The organism is Pedobacter sp. R-06, assembly GCF_049913135.1.
Lineage (GTDB): Bacteria > Bacteroidota > Bacteroidia > Sphingobacteriales > Sphingobacteriaceae > Pedobacter.
In genome coordinates, this window is sequence record NZ_CP183977.1 from 5,278,008 (window position 1) to 5,298,338 (window position 20,331).

Here is a 20,331-nt window from a genome sequence, read left to right on the forward strand (position 1 = left end):
TTAGCGTAATCTGCGGGAACAGGCCCTTAGCTTTTCTTAACTCCTTAATGGTAGAAATAACCGTTGTTACAATTCCCTTTCACCATTAAGGGATTAAGGGCATTAAGAGAAGATTATGGTTGGAAAAGTGGGCTGTACAGAACAGAATGGCCATAAAACGAAGAAAACCCTTGAGCATTTCTGCTGAAGGGTTTCTTTTAAGATCTGGCACCGACCTACTCTCCCACGTGTTACCGCAGTACCATCGGCTCTGGTGGGCTTAACTTCTCTGTTCGGAATGGGAAGAGGTGGACACCACCGATATAGGCACCTGAATATTTTTAAATAAGGTTGAGGGTTGAAAGGTGTAGGGTATAAGGTATTAACCTTACGCCTTAAGCCTTTTACCTTAAGCCTTGAATATCGATTTCAATACTTCAAACTATGCGACCTTAAAACACAAGGCCTTGTATATAACCAAGAAAACCCTTCAACATTGCTGTTAAAGGGTTTCTTTTAAGATCTGGCACCGACCTACTCTCCCACGTGTTACCGCAGTACCATCGGCTCTGGTGGGCTTAACTTCTCTGTTCGGAATGGGAAGAGGTGGACACCACCGATATAGGCACCTGAATTTCTTTAGATAAGCTATCTCGAGCTTAAATGACATATTATTGAAAGAAGTTATTATGAAGAACAAACAACAGTCTGTTTGCTTTGAAAGCTTCGGATGATTAGTACTACTCGACTGTGGTGTCACCACCTTTACATCTGTAGCCTATCAACGTAGTAGTCTGCTACGGTCCTATATGGAATTCTCATCTCGTGGCTAGTTTCGCACTTAGATGCTTTCAGCGCTTATCTATTCCCAGCGTAGCTACTCTGCAATGCCCCTGGCGGAACAACAGATTCACTAGAGGCTGGTCCAACCCGGTCCTCTCGTACTAAGGTCAGCCCCACTCAAAATTCCTACGCCCACAACAGATAGGGACCGAACTGTCTCGCGACGTTCTGAACCCAGCTCGCGTGCCACTTTAATCGGCGAACAGCCGAACCCTTGGGACCTTCTCCAGCCCCAGGATGTGACGAGCCGACATCGAGGTGCCAAACCTCCCCGTCGATATGAGCTCTTGGGGGAGATCAGCCTGTTATCCCCAGCGTACCTTTTATCCTTTGAGCGATGGCCCTTCCATGCAGAACCACCGGATCACTATATCCGTCTTTCGACCCTGATCGACTTGTCTGTCTCACAGTCAAGCAAGCTTATGCTATTGCACTCCGCGTACGGTTACCAAGCGTACTGAGCTTACCTTTGAAAGCCTCCGTTACCTTTTTGGAGGCGACCACCCCAGTCAAACTACCCATCAAACAATGTCTCCCCCATGAGGGGATTAGACACCGAATACAGAAAGGGTGGTATTTCAACGTTGGCTCCACGACGCCTAGCGACGCCGCTTCAAAGCCTCCCACCTATCCTACACATCCTGTATCCAATGTCAATGTTAAATTGTAGTGAAGGTGCATGGGGTCTTTCCGTCCCGTTGCGGGTACCCGGCGTCTTCACCGGGACCACAATTTCACCGAGCTCATGGCTGAGACAGCGCCCAGATCGTTACACCATTCGTGCAGGTCGGAACTTACCCGACAAGGAATTTCGCTACCTTAGGACCGTTATAGTTACGGCCGCCGTTTACTGGGGCTTCGATTCAATGCTTCTCCTTGCGGATGACATCCCCTCTTAACCTTCCAGCACCGGGCAGGTGTCAGGCCTTATACCTCATCTTTCGATTTTGCAAAGCCATGTGTTTTTGTTAAACAGTCGCCTGGGCCTTTTCACTGCGGCTGACATTGCTGCCAGCGCCCCTTCTCCCGAAGTTACAGGGCCATTTTGCCGAGTTCCTTAGCCATGATTCACTCGAGCACCTTAGAATCCTCTTCCCGGATACCTGTGTCGGTTTGCGGTACGGGTTTTTATAACCTGAAGCTTAGCGGTTTTTCTTGGAAGTCTGATTACCTGCGCTATCCGCTTACCCGAAGGCTTGCGGTACTATCGACTTTCAGCTAGATCGGCGGATTTGCCTACCGTTCTAATACCTACTGTCTTTAACGATCTATTCCGTCAGATCGCGGCAGTGTCACTACTCCGTCCCCACATCGCAGTTATAAAAAGTACTGGAATATTAACCAGTTGTCCATCGAATTTCCCCTTCGGGTTCTCCTTAGGTCCCGACTGACCCTGATCCGATTAGCGTTGATCAGGAAACCTTATCCTTTCGGTGGGCGGGTTTCTCTCCCGCCTTATCGTTACTTATGCCTACATTTGCTTTTCTAGAAGCTCCAGCACCCATTACCAGATACCTTCGCTGCCGCTAGAATGCTCCCCTACCGATATATTTCAATCCCATAGCTTCGGTGTACAGTTTAATGCCCGTTTATTATCCATGCCCGATCGCTCGACTAGTGAGCTGTTACGCACTCTTTAAATGAATGGCTGCTTCCAAGCCAACATCCTAGCTGTCTGTGCAATCGGACCTCGTTAGTTCAACTTAACTGTAACTTGGGGACCTTAGCTGATGGTCTGGGTTCTTTCCCTCTCGGCGCGTGACCTTAGCACCCCGCGCCTCACTGCAGACCATATTTCATAGCATTCGGAGTTTGTCTGGATTTGGTAGGATTTGACTCCCCCGCACCCAATCAGTAGCTCTACCTCTATGAAACTTAATGTCCACGCTGTTCCTAAAAACATTTCGGGGAGTACGAGCTATTTCCCAGTTTGATTAGCCTTTCACCCCTACCCACAGATCATCCGGAAACTTTTCAACGTTTATCGGTTCGGTCCTCCAGTACGTGTTACCGCACCTTCAACCTGTCCATGGGTAGATCACAAGGTTTCGCGTCTACCCCCTCTGACTATACGCCCTGTTCAGACTCGCTTTCGCTTCGGATCCGTGCCTGAAGCACTTAACCTTGCCAGAGAGGAGTAACTCGTAGGCTCATTATGCAAAAGGCACGCCGTCACACCACTTGGATGCTCCGACCGCTTGTAAGTACACGGTTTCAGGTTCTATTTCACTCCCCTGTTCGGGGTTCTTTTCACCTTTCCCTCACGGTACTGGTTCACTATCGGTCTCTCAGGAGTATTTAGCCTTACCGGATGGTGCCGGCAGATTCCCACAAGGCGTCTCCGACCTCGCGGTACTCAGGATACTGCTAGGCCAGCATTCTATACGTGTACCGGGCTATCACCGTGTATCGCTGGGCTTCCCATCCCATTCCACTTCTGTTTGCTGATGCCATGTTGCAGTCCTACAACCCCCACTTTGCCGTAACAAGGTAGGTTTGGGCTCTTTCCCTTTCGCTCGCCACTACTTAGGAAATCATTGTTATTTTCTCTTCCTCTGCTTACTTAGATGTTTCAGTTCGGCAGGTTTGCTCATTATATGTGACTAGTCTTCAACTAGCCGGGTTGCCCCATTCGGAAATCTTCGGATCAGTTCCTATTTGCAAATACCCGAAGCTTATCGCAGCTTATCACGTCCTTCATCGCCTCTGAGAGCCAAGGCATCCCCCGTGTACTCTTTATTACTTTCTTCTACTCATACGCCTTTTGCGCCGTATGGTATGCTTTTTTTGCTCTTGTCATGATGTCTCATACCTGTTGGTCGATTGCTCTTCCTTCAAGCGAGCACAAACACAACAGTCGCCTATTGTTGTTTGCTCTTCTTTTTTAACTTCTTCCAATATGTCAAAGAACTTTACCAAGGTTAAGGTAGAGGGTATAAAGGCTGGGGGTTTCATTGTCCCCGGCCTAAGCCTTTAGCTTATCCTAGTTAGTAAAAAACTGCGGTCTCGAACCGTTTCAGATGTTTTCTTAGTTACATCTGTGCCCCGTGGCGTTTCTTCTTAATCTTTATGTCAATGTATATCACCGATCCCGGTAATCTCTGTAATGCCGTGTTTTTTGAAAGCTTTCAGCTTTGGTCTTTAAGCTTTATGCTCAAAAGTGGAGAATAACGGAGTCGAACCGTTGACCTCCTGCGTGCAAGGCAGGCGCTCTAGCCAGCTGAGCTAATCCCCCAAAAGGATCTTCAATGTGTAGTCCCGTCCAGATTTGAACTGGAGACCCCTACATTATCAGTGTAGTGCTCTAACCAGGCTGAGCTACGGGACTTTGCTTTTCGGCAGCATCTGTATGCAGTATATAGTATCTTACCGCTACCGCTTTCCTTTGCTAACCTCAGCTGATCTCCGTTATGCTGTTGCCATTAGGCTATTGCACACCGTTTCTTCTGGGTGTTTCTTTTTTCTCTTGTGTCTTTTAAAGTAACCGGCATCAGGACTGTCTGCATTTCAGCTTTGGTCTTTCACCTTTTACCTTATTCGAAATATCATGTTGCGTGGCGAGTAGGTGAGTCTACTCCAGAAAGGAGGTATTCCAGCCGCACCTTCCGGTACGGCTACCTTGTTACGACTTAGCCCCAGTTATCGGTTTTACCCTAGGACGCTCCTTGCGGTTACATACTTTAGGTACCCCCAACTTCCATGGCTTGACGGGCGGTGTGTACAAGGCCCGGGAACGTATTCACCGCGTCATTGCTGATACGCGATTACTAGCGAATCCAACTTCATGGGGTCGAGTTGCAGACCCCAATCCGAACTGTGAATGGCTTTGTGAGATTCGCATACCGTTGCCGGCTAGCTGCCCTCTGTACCATCCATTGTAGCACGTGTGTAGCCCCGGACGTAAGGGCCATGATGACTTGACGTCGTCCCCTCCTTCCTCTCTGTTTGCACAGGCAGTCTGTTTAGAGTCCCCATCATTACATGCTGGCAACTAAACATAGGGGTTGCGCTCGTTGCGGGACTTAACCCAACACCTCACGGCACGAGCTGACGACAGCCATGCAGCACCTAGTTTCGTGTGATTGCTCACTCATTTATCTCTAAATGATTCACTAACTTTCAAGCCCGGGTAAGGTTCCTCGCGTATCATCGAATTAAACCACATGCTCCTCCGCTTGTGCGGGCCCCCGTCAATTCCTTTGAGTTTCACTCTTGCGAGCGTACTCCCCAGGTGGAACACTTAACGCTTTCGCTTAGCCGCTGACTGTGTATCGCCAACAGCGAGTGTTCATCGTTTAGGGCGTGGACTACCAGGGTATCTAATCCTGTTTGATCCCCACGCTTTCGTGCCTCAGCGTCAATAAGACCATAGTAAGCTGCCTTCGCAATCGGTGTTCTGAGACATATCTATGCATTTCACCGCTACTTGTCTCATTCCGCCTACCTCTAGTCCATTCAAGCCCATCAGTATCAAGGGCACTGCGATAGTTGAGCTACCGTCTTTCACCCCTGACTTAACAGGCCGCCTACGCACCCTTTAAACCCAATAAATCCGGATAACGCTTGGATCCTCCGTATTACCGCGGCTGCTGGCACGGAGTTAGCCGATCCTTATTCTTCCGGTACATTCAGCTATCTACACGTAGATAGGTTTATTCCCGGATAAAAGCAGTTTACAACCCATAGGGCAGTCTTCCTGCACGCGGCATGGCTGGTTCAGAGTTGCCTCCATTGACCAATATTCCTTACTGCTGCCTCCCGTAGGAGTCTGGTCCGTGTCTCAGTACCAGTGTGGGGGGCCATCCTCTCAGATCCCCTAGTCATCGTCGCCTTGGTGGGCCGTTACCCCGCCAACTAGCTAATGACACGCATGCCCATCTCCGTCCCATAAATGTTTGATCATTGCACTATGCAGTGCTGTGATTTTATGCGGTATTAATCCGGATTTCTCCGGGCTATCCCCCAGATGAAGGTAGGTTGCATACGCGTTACGCACCCGTGCGCCACTTTCTCATCCAGCAAGCTGGATGATATCGTTCGACTTGCATGTATTAGGCCTGCCGCTAGCGTTCATCCTGAGCCAGGATCAAACTCTCCATTGTAAAATGTGTTGTAAGATGCTGACCAGTTTTAACTATTGTTAAAAATAGTCTTCTTTTTTTGTTATGTTGTCTGTTAGACACCACCTTTAAAATAAAGCTACGTAATCATGTACTTTGATCGGTACTCCATTACCTCGCTACGCTACATTGACATCTCTTTTAAGAACTTATCGATCTGGTAAACCTCACGGCCGATCGTTATATATCGTTAAACTTCAGTTACGGAAAGTCTTGTTCGTCCCTCCTGTGTTTCTGTTTATCTCAATCTTTTTTCTGTTACCTTTCCGGCATCCGCCGTTCCGGTTTTTCCCTTTCCTTTCGGTTGGGAGTGCAAAGGTAAGGATCTTTTTCTAACTTCCAAATAAAATAAATTTTATTTTATTTGTCTTCTTTTTCTTCCTGTCCCCTTATTTCAATACGCTGATGTTGACCAGCTTTCCGTCCTTCCGAACCGGGCTGCAAAGGTAGCAATCTTTTCTTCATCCGCAATATTTATTTTAAAATAAATACCGCTCTCCTTATCCCTGTGCCGTCCTTTCAACAAAACCCTTCCTCCGAAGCGGGATGCAAAAGTAGGAAAAATTAACACTATTGCAAAGATTTTTAACAGATTAACCGAAGGATTGAGATAACTCCATGGTTTTCAACAGGAAAAAATGTTGTTAAGGACAAAACTTTTTGGAAGAATAGCTGTTTAATGTTGTCCTGTAAATATTGCAGGTTTTAATAACGTTCAGAATCCGGTTTAATAAAAAGATCCTGAAACAAGTTCGGGATGACGGATCTGCTGGATAAACGCACTAAACTTCCGAAGTTTCGCTTGCACACAGCCCCTCTAAAACTTCGGATGCCCCTGCCACCTAAACCCGTATTCTATGGTTTATGCAAATAAAAAGTTTTTTTTCTGAGAAGCATTACTTTAGATTTATGCAGCAGGCTCCAGGAGGTATGGCGTACCTCTTTTAACAGCAGCAAAAGCTCTGCTCAGTAGCTTATTTTTTATCACATTCAGTACACACATAGCGTTTTTTCCCTCAGCTTTTTTTCGATCATAGTATCGTTTGAATTCGTTATCTTTTTTTATCGTGTTTAGCGCACACATGGTCAGTAACGCCTTTAGTTTTTTATTGGCGAGGTTGCTTACCCGGTTTCTCCCTCGTATACTCGTCCCCGAGCTATGTGGAAATGGGACTATTCCACAATAGCTCGCAAACTTTCTGTAGTCTGAAAATGCAGCGAAGGCTTCAGTATGGATCAGGATAAACATAGCCGTCTGCTTTCCGATCCCATGCACGCTCTGCACAAGGCTGAACTGTTCGTTTAGTTCCTGGTCCTCTGTTATTAAGGCTGCCAACTCGATATCTACCTTTTTTATCCGTTCGGCGTAAAGGGCAAGCATTTCCTGGCTATCGGCTATGCAATAGCCAGCGTTCTCCCTATCAAATCCTTTAAGCGCTGAGCAGGTGCATTTAAAAGAGGTCTGGTGTCTTACCAACTGTTCGCGGTGTGCCAGCAGGTGTTTGAGTTTTGAGCTTGTTGCCGAAGGAAGGAGGTAAGGACGGGCTTTGTGCTGATTTGAAAAAGCATAGCTTGCGATTGCCTGTGCGTCAGCCTTATCAGATTTCCCCCGTTTAAGTCCAATGGAACGCTTAATGTGCAGCCCGTTTTCAACCCATATAGATAAATCATTTGCATGCATAAAGTTGGTTATGGGGCAGATATAAATACCTGTATGCTCGCAACAGAAAAGAACCTTCTTAAGCGCGATACCATGTATGGAAAGCCATTCCAGCATTAGGCCAAAGCCATCATAGCTGTTCTTAAAAACATGGTGGAGGGGCTTCTCGAAACAGGCCTGTGTAACAACAGCAACATCGATGGTTGATTTGGAAATATCTATTCCAACAAATAGTTCATAATTCATAACTTTACGGTTAAGTGAAATGGAAATCCTAAAGTTGAATAAAACTGAATCCCTTAATAGTCCGCTAGACTAAAATTCTATATGGTTCTTGTTCAACTAAAAAGCAGAGGTCTGTTACAGGTTCTAGATCGTAAGTCTGGATCGCAGCATAGTTCACCTCTGCTTTTAAGGTTTCCTTTGTCAAATTTAATTCTTTGATAATCTTTCTCAAACCTAAGGGATGGTAGCGACAGCTCCCGACTTCACGTCGGGATAAAGCGGATAGCGGGAACAGACCTATATCGTAGCACCAAAACTGCTTTGCTAAAAAACAAACACTCTTATATATAGTGTAAGATAACCTGTGGACTGAATAAACTTCCGAAGTTTTCTAACGCCTATGCCTATTGAAACCTCGGAAGTCGAAAATATTTTATAAATTAGTTAGATGCTTCTGGTTAAACAATGGACTTCTGATTTATTTGGGCTGCTATTCCCAAATTTATGCAATGCATGCGGCAATTCTTTATTTCGCTACGAACAGTTGATTTGTTTAAAATGCTTACACGATCTTCCTTTTACAGACTATCACCAATATGCAGATAACAGGGTTGCCAAGCAATTATGGGGGCGCTTACCGCTTAATGCTGCAATGGCCATGTTGTATTTTAGAAAAGGAGCGAAGGTTCAAAACTTAATCCACAACTTAAAATATAACGGCAGAACCGATGTTGGGGTACTATTAGGCAATATGCTGGGAGAGCGGTTAAAAACCGGGATTCTTTACCAAGATATCAACATTGTTATCCCGGTTCCTTTGCACCGTAAAAAATATAAGATGAGGGGTTATAACCAAAGTAGCTTTATTGCAGCAGGAATTGCATCACAAATTGGAATCGATATTAGTGAAAATCACCTTATCCGGACTGCTTCTACTGAGAGCCAAACTAAAAAAAGCAGGTATAACCGATATGAAAATATGAAAGATGTTTTTCAGGTAAATTCTGCTGAAGATATAATTGGTAAACATATTTTACTGGTAGACGATGTAATTACCACCGGGGCAACACTCGAAGCATGCGCCAATACACTCTTAGCTATCGGGGCAGCAAAAGTTAGCATTGCGGCTCTTGCCTTTGCAGAATAACTAAAGATTATATAGCTTAAGCGCTATTGTAAGTAGCCAAACATTTTTCTAAGTTTGATTTATGCGTTTAAATATTGGTTTAGTGCTTTTAATTTTATTCTTTGCTTCAGCTTGCAGGAAAGGGGAGCGTATAACCACAGATCCGAATGCTAAACTAAATATCTCTAATAAAGAAGTATTATTTGATACCATTTTTACTTCGGTAGGCTCAACTACCAAAAGAATAAAGATCGTTAACTGGAACAATGATGCGGTTAAAATTTCCGAAATCAGATTATCAGGCGGCAATACTTCGGCTTTTAGCATTAACATTAACGGGGAGCAAACGCAAAACAAAAATGATCTCATTATAAACGGCCGGGATTCTATAAACCTTTTTGTCAAAGTTTCGATCAACCCAAATTCAACTAACCTGCCCTTTCTGGTCCAGGATTCTATCATATTAAATACAAATGGGAATAAACAGGTGATTCAGCTTTTAGCTTATGGGCAGAATGCTGTATTTGTTAATGAACCGACAATTAATGCCAATACCATCTGGACAAAAGCATTACCCTACATTATTAATGGATCGTTAACTGTTAAGAGCGGGAGCTCACTAACCATCCAACCTGGAACTAAAATTTATTTTCACAAAGATGCCAATTTAAACATAGAAGGGAACCTGCAGGTAAATGGCAGCCTTACTGAACCCGTATTATTTTGTAGCGATAGGCTGGAATACATATATAGCGATGAGCCCGGACAATGGAAAGGGATTTTCTTAAAACGAACCGGATATGGATTGATTAAAAATGCCATCATCAAAAATGCGTCTGTTGGCATTACCTCCGATTCTTTGTCCGTTAACAACAATCCCAAATTAATTTTAAGCAATAGTATTATTAAAAACATGCAGGTGGCGGCTTATATTGGCTACCGCTCAGAGCTGCTTGCATTTAATAATGTGATGTATAACTGCGGGAATTACTTAATATATGCGGTAGGGGGAGGGAATTACAACTTAAAACAGAATACCTTTGCTGGTTATAACTCAAATTTTCCACGTAAAACTGCCTCGCTGAGTTTTTCAGATTATTTATCGGCAAATGCTTATAACAAACTTCAGGTAGATTTAACCAATAATATCATATGGGGAAGTTTAACGAATGAACTGGATATCCAAAAGAAAACGTCTGCAATAGTGCAATTCAATTTATGGAGCAATTTAATCCGATCTACCAACAGCGCTTACAGCAACAATGGCAATATTTTAAATACCGACCCGCTTTTCATTAATCAGGATCTAGAAGATTTTCGGGTATCTCCCGGTAGCATTGTCAGAAAAAAGGGAGCTGATTTAAGTACCGATCCTTACTTCTTTAATTACCTTAATCAAGATGCAAAAGGAAATATAAGAATTTATCCCTCAACCTTAGGTAGTTACGAGAAATAATTTATTTTTTTTATTTTCTCAAAACAAAATGGCGATAATTTCCGTTTATATATTCGAGAGCGTTAATTTAGATGGTAAGGGTCGATATTTCTTCTAAAGAATATCGGCCCTTTACTTTTCACCAAGATTTTAAGATTGCCGCTCAATTGTTAGGCTATTTTTTTAACATCACTTCAATCTCTAACAAGATTTACTTCTTTAGAATTTAGCATGGGTGCCTATGGCAGCCTGCAGCCCCCACTTTTCCTCCTGGCGTTTTAATTTCCCGATATCAAAAATATATGATTCAAAACGGCATCCGTTCAATCGGGCATAGTTAACAAAGTCAGCATTTAAATACGCCTAGAACCAAAAAAGCAGCTACAAATTAATGCAGCTGCTCTATCTATTTGTTTTGTTGTTAAGTTATTCGACGGTTACCGATTTAGCCAGGTTTCTAGGCTGATCTACATTGCAACCACGCATCACTGCAATATGATACGATAGTAACTGAAGCGGAATAGTTGCTATAAGTGGTAAAAAGGCTTCATTGGCATCAGGAATTTCGATACAGTAATCGGCCATTTTCTTCACCTCAGTGTCGCCTTGGGTTACAATCGCAATCACTTTACCTTTTCTTGCTTTTACTTCCTGTATATTGCTGATCACTTTTTCGTATGATGAATTCTGCGTAGCAATAAAGACCACCGGCATTTCTTCATCAATTAAAGCGATCGGCCCATGTTTCATTTCTGCTGCAGGATAACCCTCTGCATGGATATAAGAAATTTCCTTAAGTTTTAAGGCACCTTCTAAGGCCACAGGGAAACCACTACCTCTGCCCAAGAACAAACAGTTGGTAGAATCTTTGATCTTTTCTGCAACTTCTTTGATCAGCTCGTTCGATTCTAAAGCAACCTGAATTTTTTCAGGGATATGATCCAGTTCGGTTAAAAGCTCAATTAATTTTGAAGTGGTAATGGTTCCTTTTTGCTGCGCCATATAAAAGGCCATCAAGGTTAAAACCGTTACCTGTGCAGTAAATGCTTTTGTTGAGGCTACGCCAATTTCTGGTCCCGCATGGGTATAAACACCTGCATGGGTTAAACGTGGGATGGAAGCGCCCGCAACATTACAGATTCCAAAAATAGTTGCTCCACGTTCTTTGGCCATCTCGATGGCCGCCATCGTATCGGCAGTTTCGCCGGATTGTGAAATGGCAATTACCACATCTTTTTCGGTGATGATTGGATTTCTATACCTGAATTCTGAAGCATACTCCACCTCTACCGGAATACGGGCATATTCTTCGATCAGGTATTCGCCAACCAAACCTGCATGCCATGATGTTCCGCAGGCCACAATAATGATCCGGTCTATATTTTTTAATTTCTCTGCAAATTCTTTGATCCCGCCAAGCTGAACTTTTCCTTCTTCAGGATAAATCCGTCCACGCATACAATCTTTAACTGAACGTGGCTGCTCATAAATTTCTTTAAGCATAAAGTGATCAAAGCCACCCTTCTCCAGCATTTCAAGCTTTAGCTGTAACTCTTGAATTAAGGGGGTTTGCACTACGTTATCCAATTGTTTAACTAAAAGGTCATTTTTGGTGATCAGTGCGATTTCTCCGTCCTTTAGATAAATTACGGTTTTAGTATACTCAATAATTGGAGTTGCATCAGAAGCAATAAAATATTCTCCTGCTCCAACACCGATTACCATCGGACTTCCTTTCCTGGCAGCAATTAAACGATCAGGGTGTTCTTTATCCATAATCACTATGGCGTAGGCACCGTTCACTTCCTGCAAAGCCAAACGAACTGCTTCTAAAAGATCAATATTTTCAATTTCCTGGATTTCTTCAATCAGGTGGATTAATACCTCTGTATCGGTATCGCTCTTAAACTCGTGGCCACGACTAGTCAATTCTTCCTTTAATGTGGCGTAGTTTTCGATAATTCCATTATGGATAATGGAGAGTTTACCGTTATTTGAAGTGTGGGGGTGAGAGTTTCGATCGGAAGGCACACCATGCGTTGCCCATCGCGTATGCCCCATGCCAATTGTACCAGACTTATCTTTGTCTTCTGCATATTCTTCTAAAACAGCTACTTTCCCGGCCTTTTTATAAATATGCTGACCGCTATCATTCATCAGTGCAATACCAGCACTATCATAACCCCGGTATTCTAATCTTTTAAGACCTTTCAATACAATCGGCCAGGCTTCTCTGTAGCCAATATAGCCTACTATTCCACACATAAGTTACATCATTTTATTGGTCAAATATATAAAACAAACGTTTGTTTTGCATCATTAAGGCGAAAAACTTACTTCACAAAAAAAAGCAGTTACAAATTAATGTAACTGCCTGTATTATTGCCACTCTAGCCGAGTGAGTGTATAATCTTATTTATATAGTGGGAAAGCACTTACCAACTTAATCACCTCGGCTTTTACACTATTCAGGTTAGCTTCATCTTCCGGATTGGTTAAAACCTGGTCGATTAAATCTACAATCTTCTCCATTTCTGTCTCTTTTAAACCGCGCGTAGTAATTGCTGCAGTACCTACACGGATACCTGAAGTTACAAATGGCGATTTATCATCGAAAGGAACCATGTTTTTGTTCACTGTAATTTCTGCTTTTTCTAAAGCATTTTCAGCTACTTTACCAGTAATATTTTTATTTCGAAGATCGATCAGCATCAAGTGGTTATCTGTACCACCAGAAATAATGCCATATCCCTTAGCTACAAATGCCTTGGCCATTGCCTGTGCGTTAGCCGCAACTTGTTTAATGTATGTTCCGTACTCCTCGCTTAGCGCTTCGCCAAAAGCAATTGCTTTAGCCGCAATAATGTGCTCCAACGGACCGCCTTGTGTGCCAGGGAAAACCGCCATATCAAGCAGGTTACTCATTAAACGGATTTCGCCTTTAGGTGTTTTTAATCCCCATGGATTTTCGAAATCCTGTCCCATCATAATCATGCCTCCACGCGGACCACGTAAAGTTTTGTGGGTTGTAGTGGTTACAATATGGCAATGTGGAAGCGGGTTGGCCAACAATCCTTTTGCAATTAAACCTGCCGGGTGAGAAATATCAGCTAAAACCAAAGCACCGATTTTATCAGCTACAGCACGGATAAAAGCGTAATCCCACTCACGGGAATAAGCAGATGCACCGCAGATAATTAATTTAGGTTTTTCGGCTAAAGCAACTTCCTCTAATTTTTTATAGTCGATAAGTCCGGTTTCTTTTTCTACCCCATAAAATAAAGGCTGGTATAGTTTACCCGAAAAGTTAACAGGCGAACCATGTGTTAAGTGACCTCCATGAGAAAGATCAAATCCTAATATTTTATCGCCTGGCTGCAAAACGGCAAGCATTACTGCTGCGTTAGCTTGTGCGCCAGAGTGTGGCTGAACGTTTACCCATGCTGCACCGAACAACTCTTTTGCCCTATCGATAGCAATTTGCTCCACTACATCCACTACCTGGCAACCGCCATAGTAACGTTTTCCTGGTAAGCCTTCAGCATATTTATTGGTTAGTACCGATCCGGCAGCTTCCATTACCTGCTTGCTTACAAAGTTTTCTGATGCAATAAGCTCTAAACCATGCTCTTGGCGGTTTAACTCCTTATCAATAAGTTCAAAAATTTGGTTGTCGCGTGTCATCATTATATGAGGTTTGTATTTTTTTTGCAAAAGTAAGAAATTCAAATTTAATTTAGGCCGTATTAGGATAATGCTTTCACATTAAAGTTGTTAAAGCCACTTCCAATGGTTATCTCTACGATTTGTTGCTGCAACATTTCTAAAATAGCCAGGAAATTATAAACAAAATGCACTTTATTCTCCGAATTTTTAAGCACCAAAGCAAAATCGATCTGTTTATTGATATCGAGCAGATTAGCAATAAAGTGTTTTTGTTGTTCTATAGTATAAGGATATTGTACTACGGTGTGTTTAACCTCTTCGCTGCGCAGTTCATATTTCTGCATTGTTCGGTGGTAAACGGTTAAAAGTTTATAGAGATCCAATGATAAAAGTTCATCCTGGTGACCGGAAGATGCAGCGGCCAGGGTTAAATCATATGCAATATTACCCCGTTGATCTTGCTTAAACCGTTCCCCTTCCAAAACTTTCATTTCTTCTGCTGCAGATTTAAATTGTTTGTAGGCAATCAGTCTGGCAATCAGGTCTTGTTCTGAGTTAATTTCATTTCCGGCTTCATCAACCTCAATCCTGGGCAAAAGCATTTTAGATTTAATGCGCATCAAGGTTGCCGCCACCAAAATAAATTCGCTGGCCACTTCTACATTTAATGCAAGGAGCTGATGGATATAGGCCAAAAAGTCGTTGGTGATTTTGGCGATCTCCACATCCTGGATATTAAGTTCATCCCGCTCTATAAAGAACAGCAACAAATCGAAGGGGCCTTCGAATACCGGAAGCTTTATTTCAAAATTCTCTGCCTGCATGTGAAGAGACAAACATAATGAAAATTTTTAGTCCCGAACAATCTTAACCACTAAACTCTAATCCCTAACCTCCATCCGCTAAGCCCTCACCGCCAACCGCTTAACGCTCAAGAATAAACCACTATTTTTCTCTTCTATATTAAAACAAATTTGCCTTACTTTGTATCTTGTTTTTTACCATAAATTTCGAATGCAAGTAAAAGCTGGCCCCCTATTATCTAAAATCAACTATCCCGCTGATTTAAAGCAATATAGCGATTCTGACTTAGAACAAATAAGCCAGGAATTACGACAGTATATCATTGATGTAGTAAGTGTTAACGGTGGCCATTTTGGCGCCAGTTTAGGTGTTGTTGAATTAACAGTAGCCTTACACTATGCATTAAATACCCCTTACGACAAATTGGTTTGGGATGTAGGCCACCAGGCATACGGACATAAAATATTAACCGGCCGCAGGGATTTATTCCATACCAACCGTGTATACGGTGGCATTAGCGGTTTCCCGAAAATTTCGGAAAGTGAGTATGATACCTTTGGTGTAGGCCATTCTTCTACTTCCATTTCGGCCGCTTTGGGCATGGCGGTGGCTTCGCAATTAAAAGGCGAAACCGATCGGCAACACGTTGCTGTTATCGGCGATGGCGCCATGACAGCTGGTTTAGCTTTTGAAGGATTAAACCATGCAGGGATCGAAAACAGTAATGTGCTGGTAATCCTGAACGATAACTGCATGTCTATCGATCCGAATGTGGGTGCGCTTAAGGAATATTTAACCAGCATCACCATTTCAAAATCGTATAACCGTTTCCGTGATGATATTTCTCATGTACTCACAGGGCTTTCTAAGTTAGGCCCTAACGCGCATAAGTATGTTAAGAAAATTGAGAAAAGCATCAAAGGAACATTACTAAAACAAAGTAATTTATTCGAAGCCTTAAACTTTAGGTATTTCGGTCCTGTTGACGGGCACGATGTAAAACGTTTAGCGCAGACCATAAAAGATTTATCTGCTATTCCTGGCCCTAAGCTTTTACACTGTATTACCGTAAAAGGGAAAGGTTTTGCGCTGGCAGAAAAAGATCAGACCAAATGGCATGCACCAGGTCTTTTCGATAAGATTACCGGCGAAATCAAAAAAAGTATCCCAGATAAGCCACAACCACCAAAATACCAGGATGTTTTCGGACATACCATGGTAGAGCTGGCTGAGGCGAATGATAAAATTGTAGGTATTACACCGGCTATGCCATCAGGATCATCGTTAAACATTATGATGAAAGCGATGCCAAAACGTGCATTCGATGTGGGTATCGCAGAGCAACATGCCGTGACTTTCTCGGCTGGTTTAGCGGCACAAGGATTAGTTCCGTTCTGTAACATCTATTCGAGCTTTATGCAAAGGGCCTACGATCAGGTGATCCATGATGTAGCTATTCAAAAATTGAACGTCGTATTTTGTTTGGATAGAGCGGGCTTAGCAGGCGCCGATGGTGCAACACACCATGGTGCATATGATATTGCTTACATGCGTTGTATCCCGAATTTAGTGATCTCTTCTCCGATGAACGAAGAAGAATTGCGAAACCTGATGTTTACCGCTCAACAAGAAAATATGGGTCCATTTATAATCCGTTACCCACGTGGTAATGGTGTAATGCCTGATTGGAAACGACCGTTCAAAGCATTAGAAATTGGTAAAGGACGTAAAATATGCGATGGCGAAGATGTAGCCTTATTAACCATTGGCCACGTAGGTAACTTTGCCGTTGAAGCACGTGCTGAACTGAACAGCGAGGGTTTTTATCCGGCACATTACGATTTACGTTTTGTGAAGCCATTGGATGAGCAGCTACTACATGAAGTATTTGCTAAATATAAACATGTAATCACGGTAGAAGATGGCTCGTTATCCGGTGGAGTGGGTTCGGCAGTATTGGAGTTTATGGCCGATCATGGTTATAGTGCCAATGTAATCCGTTTAGGTATTCCTGATCAGTTTATCGAACATGGCGAACAGGCCGAACTTTGGGCCGAATGCGGTTATGATAAAAACGCAATTGTAGCGGCAGTAAGAAAGGTTGCTGTGAAAAGGACGACTGATAGTATGGCAGGTTAGTTGCCCCATTATATTTTGTCATTCTGAGCGCAGCGAAGAATCTCAATAATAAAGAAAGATCCTTCCATCGTCAGGATGACAAGTATAAAAAGAGCCTCAGTTATCTTATAACTGAGGCTCTTTTTATATGATATAGTTTGTTAAAAATCAGAATACAAATTCCTGAACGAACTCCGTAAACCGAAAGTAATTAATCCGGTAGTATTTTTACCTAAACTGTTACTTTCTCTCCTAACCACACCACCTAGTTCTAAACGGAGATTATATTTTGGGTTTACTACATAAGCTACTTTTCCTTCTGCATAAAAAAGATCGGTACGGATACCCTGAGTAGTATAATTTCCTGTAGCTTGTACCGCATCAGTATAAGGTTCGAAAATATTCTTACCATAGTTCTGTCCAGCGACATCAAGGCCATACTTAGCATACATCAGTTCACCACTAAAATCAAAACGTTTATAAGAATAATTTAACAAACCAACAAGCTCTCTAAAGTTAGCACCAAAAGGATGCGCTAGCGGCTCATTATAATTGGCATAATTGCCGATACGGGTTCTTGAAGAAAATGTATAGGGTTTAGCTGTATTGTATTCCAATAGATAGTTTAAACCTTCTACATTAAATACATCTGCCCCTCTCAATCCTAACTGCCAACCATATTTATTTCTGGAACTGCCGGAGCTAGAAAAGAAATTTTTAGCCTCAAACTCATCTAATGAAAACTGGCCGTAAGCTACCAATTCTTTTGCAAATTCATATTTTGTGGTAAATCCTAATAATGCATTATCTGGAGAACCGCTCGAGGCTTCTACAGGTCGTAAAAAGATGATGGGATTAGCATAGCCCCAATCAAATCCCCTTCTATTCCCAGCATCATCAGTCTGTGCCCAAATAATAGAGTCGAAAAATCCAATTGATAATTTATTGTTGACGTTCCAATCGAGGTAATGAAAAATTCCTCCTTTTTTACGGTTACCTGCATCGTAAGATAGTTTTGTCGCACCTGGATCCTGCATAGAGGTCCACATCACCATATATTGTACACTCCCCAAATTCCCGGTCAATTTCAAAAAGGGAGTTGGAGATGAAAAGTCAGATAACAACAAAGAACGATAGCCGTCACCAATAAAAGTTTTATCATAACCTGCAGTTATATTCAAATATTTTATGGGTGTATAAGATACGGTTGCGGTAACATACGACCAATCTTTGGTTAATTTACCAAAACTCCTATCGTAAGATTGGCCTGGTACAACTTTAGTCTGGTTTACATAATTATCATAATAAGCTGCAAAACGCCCTTGATTCTCAAATCCGCTGGTGTAGAAAGAAAATTTCTTTCCTATTGTACCACCAACCTGGTAACCACGGGTATTTAAATAGGTAGTTTTTTTACCCGACGCATCACGACCGATCTGGAAGTCAGGTAAAAAATCTGCGTACACGGTATAGTCTTCTTTTTGGATATCAAGTAAATGTTCCTGAAATAATTTTCTCGATACCCACGATTTTCTGGATGAGTCTGCTCCGATACTTAGTAACATATTACTTTTATCACGCAGCAAACTGTCATCAATAAAAAAAGGTTTTAAAGAACTATGAATCCGTGTATTGGGATTATAGACTTCACCACTCAATTTTTGGTAAAACTGGAAAGAATATGGTTGATAAACAGCTTGTGCTTTTAACTCATAAAAAGAAACGACTAAAAGTAGGAGGAATAAGATTTTCTTCATCTGGTAAATTTTAATTCAAACGGCAAAGAACGTTATTAATTATGAAATTAACGATCCTATCCAAACTTTGATAAAAGAAAAAGCCCTTTAGGGCTTTCTTTATATTTATTTAAAATGCGTTCTCTTCACCTTTAGCCATATTAATGACCGTCATAAAGATAATCTTTACATCCAGCATCGCGCTCCAATTTTCCAGGTACCAGATATCATGTTCCACCCGCTTCACCATTTTATAGTCTTCTTTTGTTTCACCACGGTAGCCGTTTACCTGCGCCCAACCTGTTATACCCGGTTTTAAAAAGTGGCGAACCATAAACTGATCTACGATACCTTTATATTGTTCGGTATGGCTCAACATATGCGGACGGGGACCGACTACACTCATATGTCCCATGAACACATTAAAAAATTGCGGCAACTCATCTAAGCTTGACCTTCTAAGAAATTTACCTATCGGTGTAATCCGGTCATCATTTTTGCTCGCCTGTCTTTTATCACTATCAGCATTCATACGCATGCTTCTAAATTTAAAACACCAGAAAGGCTCATCATCCCTACCGCTTCGCAGCTGCTTAAATAATACGGGGCCTTTACTCTGCATTTTTATTAATAGCGCAATAATTGGATACAACCAGCTCAATACGAAAAGAATTACTAAACCACTAAATACAACGTCAATAGCGCGTTTTTTAAAGCGATTATGTATCTTCTCCAGTGGTTCAGAACGTAAAGAAATGACCGGGAATTCGTTCCCCAGATAACTTACCGTATAGGGCGACAATAAGGCGCCGCTAATATCTGGAATAAACTTTAATCGTACACATTGCCGTTCAGCTTCTTCTGTTAATAACGTCATATCAGCCATCCGCTCTGGTGCAATGGTTACATAAATATCTTTAATGCCCTTATCAACAGCCATCTTAAACTGCCGTCCAACCATATCAGAAATCTGCCCATTACGATCTAAATAATCCTCGGGCACATCATTAATAAAACCATGAAATTCGATATAACGTTGCTTTTCGAAATAACTTGCCAGCTGCAAACCAGTCGCGTTATTACCCATAATGGCCACAGATTTAACCCCTCTTAAATGGTTAAACAATAAAAATTGGAATGAGGTGCCGATGAAACGATTCACCAAAAATAAAATGGCTAACATGCCATAAAAAATCACCAAAAAAGATCTGGAGAAATCATTTTGTTTTGAGAAAAACAAATAGATTGAAAAAAGTACTGCATGTAATACTACACTTTTCCAGGTTCCACGGTAGATCCGCTCTATTCTTCTTGAGCCATATTCACTATATAAGCCAAAACTTGTAGTGCTCACAATCCAGATCAGATTACACACCACAATATAATGCCATTGTAATTCAGAACTTACCGCTTTACCCATATAGGCAGTAAATTCGTAGGCAAAAAAGTACACAATATTGACCATAATCAGGTCAGTTATTGGTAAAATGTATTTGAGTATAAATAAGTAACGTGTTTGCATAGGCTTAAAGGGAAAACTTAAACATTTATTTCTTGTTTTTGTTTTGAATGAATCATAATGAACAAAATTGATGCCCAAATCCGAATTCAAAATTAAA

At 42.1% G+C, this 20,331-nt stretch carries 9 protein-coding genes, 2 tRNA genes and 4 rRNA genes; 3 read left to right on the plus strand and 12 right to left on the minus strand.

Annotation, left to right across the window (positions count from 1 at the left end):
* Positions 1-202 precede the first annotated feature (202 nt).
* From rrf (ACN9MR_RS21275) to ACN9MR_RS21305, 7 genes are all read right to left on the minus strand, one after another.
* Positions 203-314, minus strand: a 5S ribosomal RNA gene (gene rrf, locus ACN9MR_RS21275).
* A 186-nt stretch (positions 315-500) separates the two neighbouring features.
* Positions 501-612: ribosomal RNA gene (gene rrf, locus ACN9MR_RS21280) — 5S ribosomal RNA — on the minus strand.
* 82 nt (positions 613-694) lie between these two features.
* Positions 695-3,571 (minus strand): 23S ribosomal RNA (locus tag ACN9MR_RS21285).
* A 412-nt stretch (positions 3,572-3,983) separates the two neighbouring features.
* Positions 3,984-4,057, minus strand: a tRNA-Ala gene (locus ACN9MR_RS21290).
* 18 nt (positions 4,058-4,075) lie between these two features.
* A tRNA-Ile gene (locus ACN9MR_RS21295) sits at positions 4,076-4,150 on the minus strand.
* Between the two features lie 252 nt (positions 4,151-4,402).
* A 16S ribosomal RNA gene (locus tag ACN9MR_RS21300) occupies positions 4,403-5,924 on the minus strand.
* Together the 16S, 23S and 5S rRNA genes with 2 tRNA genes alongside form the textbook arrangement of a ribosomal RNA operon.
* Before the next feature lie 925 nt (positions 5,925-6,849).
* Entirely contained in the window at positions 6,850-7,848 is a 999-nt protein-coding gene (locus ACN9MR_RS21305) for an IS110 family transposase (protein ID WP_426325762.1), read from the minus strand.
* A gap of 427 nt (positions 7,849-8,275) precedes the next feature.
* On the opposite strand from ACN9MR_RS21305, the gene ACN9MR_RS21310 reads away from it, so the two are divergent.
* Together ACN9MR_RS21310 and ACN9MR_RS21315 are read left to right on the plus strand one after the other, a co-directional pair.
* The gene (locus tag ACN9MR_RS21310; protein WP_426326516.1) at positions 8,276-8,974 is read left to right on the plus strand and encodes a ComF family protein; all 699 of its coding nucleotides are present in this window, start codon (positions 8,276-8,278) and stop codon (positions 8,972-8,974) included.
* A gap of 61 nt (positions 8,975-9,035) precedes the next feature.
* Entirely contained in the window at positions 9,036-10,409 is a 1,374-nt protein-coding gene (locus ACN9MR_RS21315; RefSeq protein WP_426326517.1) for a hypothetical protein, read from the plus strand.
* Between the two features lie 405 nt (positions 10,410-10,814).
* Here ACN9MR_RS21315 and glmS read toward each other — a convergent pair whose 3' ends face one another.
* The 3 genes from glmS to ACN9MR_RS21330 form a co-directional block, all read right to left on the minus strand.
* Positions 10,815-12,653 carry a glutamine--fructose-6-phosphate transaminase (isomerizing) gene (gene glmS, locus ACN9MR_RS21320; RefSeq protein ID WP_426326518.1) on the minus strand — a complete coding sequence of 613 codons (1,839 nt, stop codon included), beginning with the start codon at positions 12,651-12,653 and terminating at the stop codon, positions 10,815-10,817.
* A 147-nt stretch (positions 12,654-12,800) separates the two neighbouring features.
* Positions 12,801-14,072 carry a serine hydroxymethyltransferase gene (gene glyA / locus ACN9MR_RS21325; RefSeq protein WP_057930657.1) on the minus strand — a complete coding sequence of 424 codons (1,272 nt, stop codon included), beginning with the start codon at positions 14,070-14,072 and terminating at the stop codon, positions 12,801-12,803.
* A gap of 62 nt (positions 14,073-14,134) precedes the next feature.
* The gene (locus ACN9MR_RS21330; protein WP_426326519.1) at positions 14,135-14,878 is read right to left on the minus strand and encodes a segregation and condensation protein A; all 744 of its coding nucleotides are present in this window, start codon (positions 14,876-14,878) and stop codon (positions 14,135-14,137) included.
* A gap of 190 nt (positions 14,879-15,068) precedes the next feature.
* On the opposite strand from ACN9MR_RS21330, the gene dxs reads away from it, so the two are divergent.
* Complete coding sequence (dxs, locus tag ACN9MR_RS21335; protein ID WP_426326520.1) at positions 15,069-16,997, plus strand: 1-deoxy-D-xylulose-5-phosphate synthase; 1,929 nt, start codon at positions 15,069-15,071, stop codon at positions 16,995-16,997.
* 140 nt (positions 16,998-17,137) lie between these two features.
* Here dxs and ACN9MR_RS21340 read toward each other — a convergent pair whose 3' ends face one another.
* Entirely contained in the window at positions 17,138-18,733 is a 1,596-nt protein-coding gene (locus ACN9MR_RS21340; protein ID WP_426326521.1) for a gliding motility protein RemB, read from the minus strand.
* Between the two features lie 109 nt (positions 18,734-18,842).
* Positions 18,843-20,234 (minus strand): undecaprenyl-phosphate glucose phosphotransferase, encoded by a 1,392-nt coding sequence (locus ACN9MR_RS21345; protein ID WP_426326522.1) that lies wholly within the window; start codon positions 20,232-20,234, stop codon positions 18,843-18,845.
* Positions 20,235-20,331 lie beyond the last annotated feature (97 nt).

Bases quoted from the DNA above. Each gene is read 5' to 3' on its own strand.
- glmS (WP_426326518.1), bottom strand. From the start codon at position 12,653: ATGTGTGGAATAGTAGGCTATATTGGCTACAGAGAAGCCTGGCCGATT.
- ACN9MR_RS21340 (WP_426326521.1), bottom strand. From the start codon at position 18,733: ATGAAGAAAATCTTATTCCTCCTACTTTTAGTCGTTTCTTTTTATGAG.
- dxs (WP_426326520.1), top strand. From the start codon at position 15,069: ATGCAAGTAAAAGCTGGCCCCCTATTATCTAAAATCAACTATCCCGCT.
- ACN9MR_RS21315 (WP_426326517.1), top strand. From the start codon at position 9,036: ATGCGTTTAAATATTGGTTTAGTGCTTTTAATTTTATTCTTTGCTTCA.
- ACN9MR_RS21310 (WP_426326516.1), top strand. From the start codon at position 8,276: ATGCTTCTGGTTAAACAATGGACTTCTGATTTATTTGGGCTGCTATTC.
- ACN9MR_RS21305 (WP_426325762.1), bottom strand. From the start codon at position 7,848: ATGAATTATGAACTATTTGTTGGAATAGATATTTCCAAATCAACCATC.
- ACN9MR_RS21330 (WP_426326519.1), bottom strand. From the start codon at position 14,878: ATGCAGGCAGAGAATTTTGAAATAAAGCTTCCGGTATTCGAAGGCCCC.
- ACN9MR_RS21345 (WP_426326522.1), bottom strand. From the start codon at position 20,234: ATGCAAACACGTTACTTATTTATACTCAAATACATTTTACCAATAACT.
- glyA (WP_057930657.1), bottom strand. From the start codon at position 14,072: ATGACACGCGACAACCAAATTTTTGAACTTATTGATAAGGAGTTAAAC.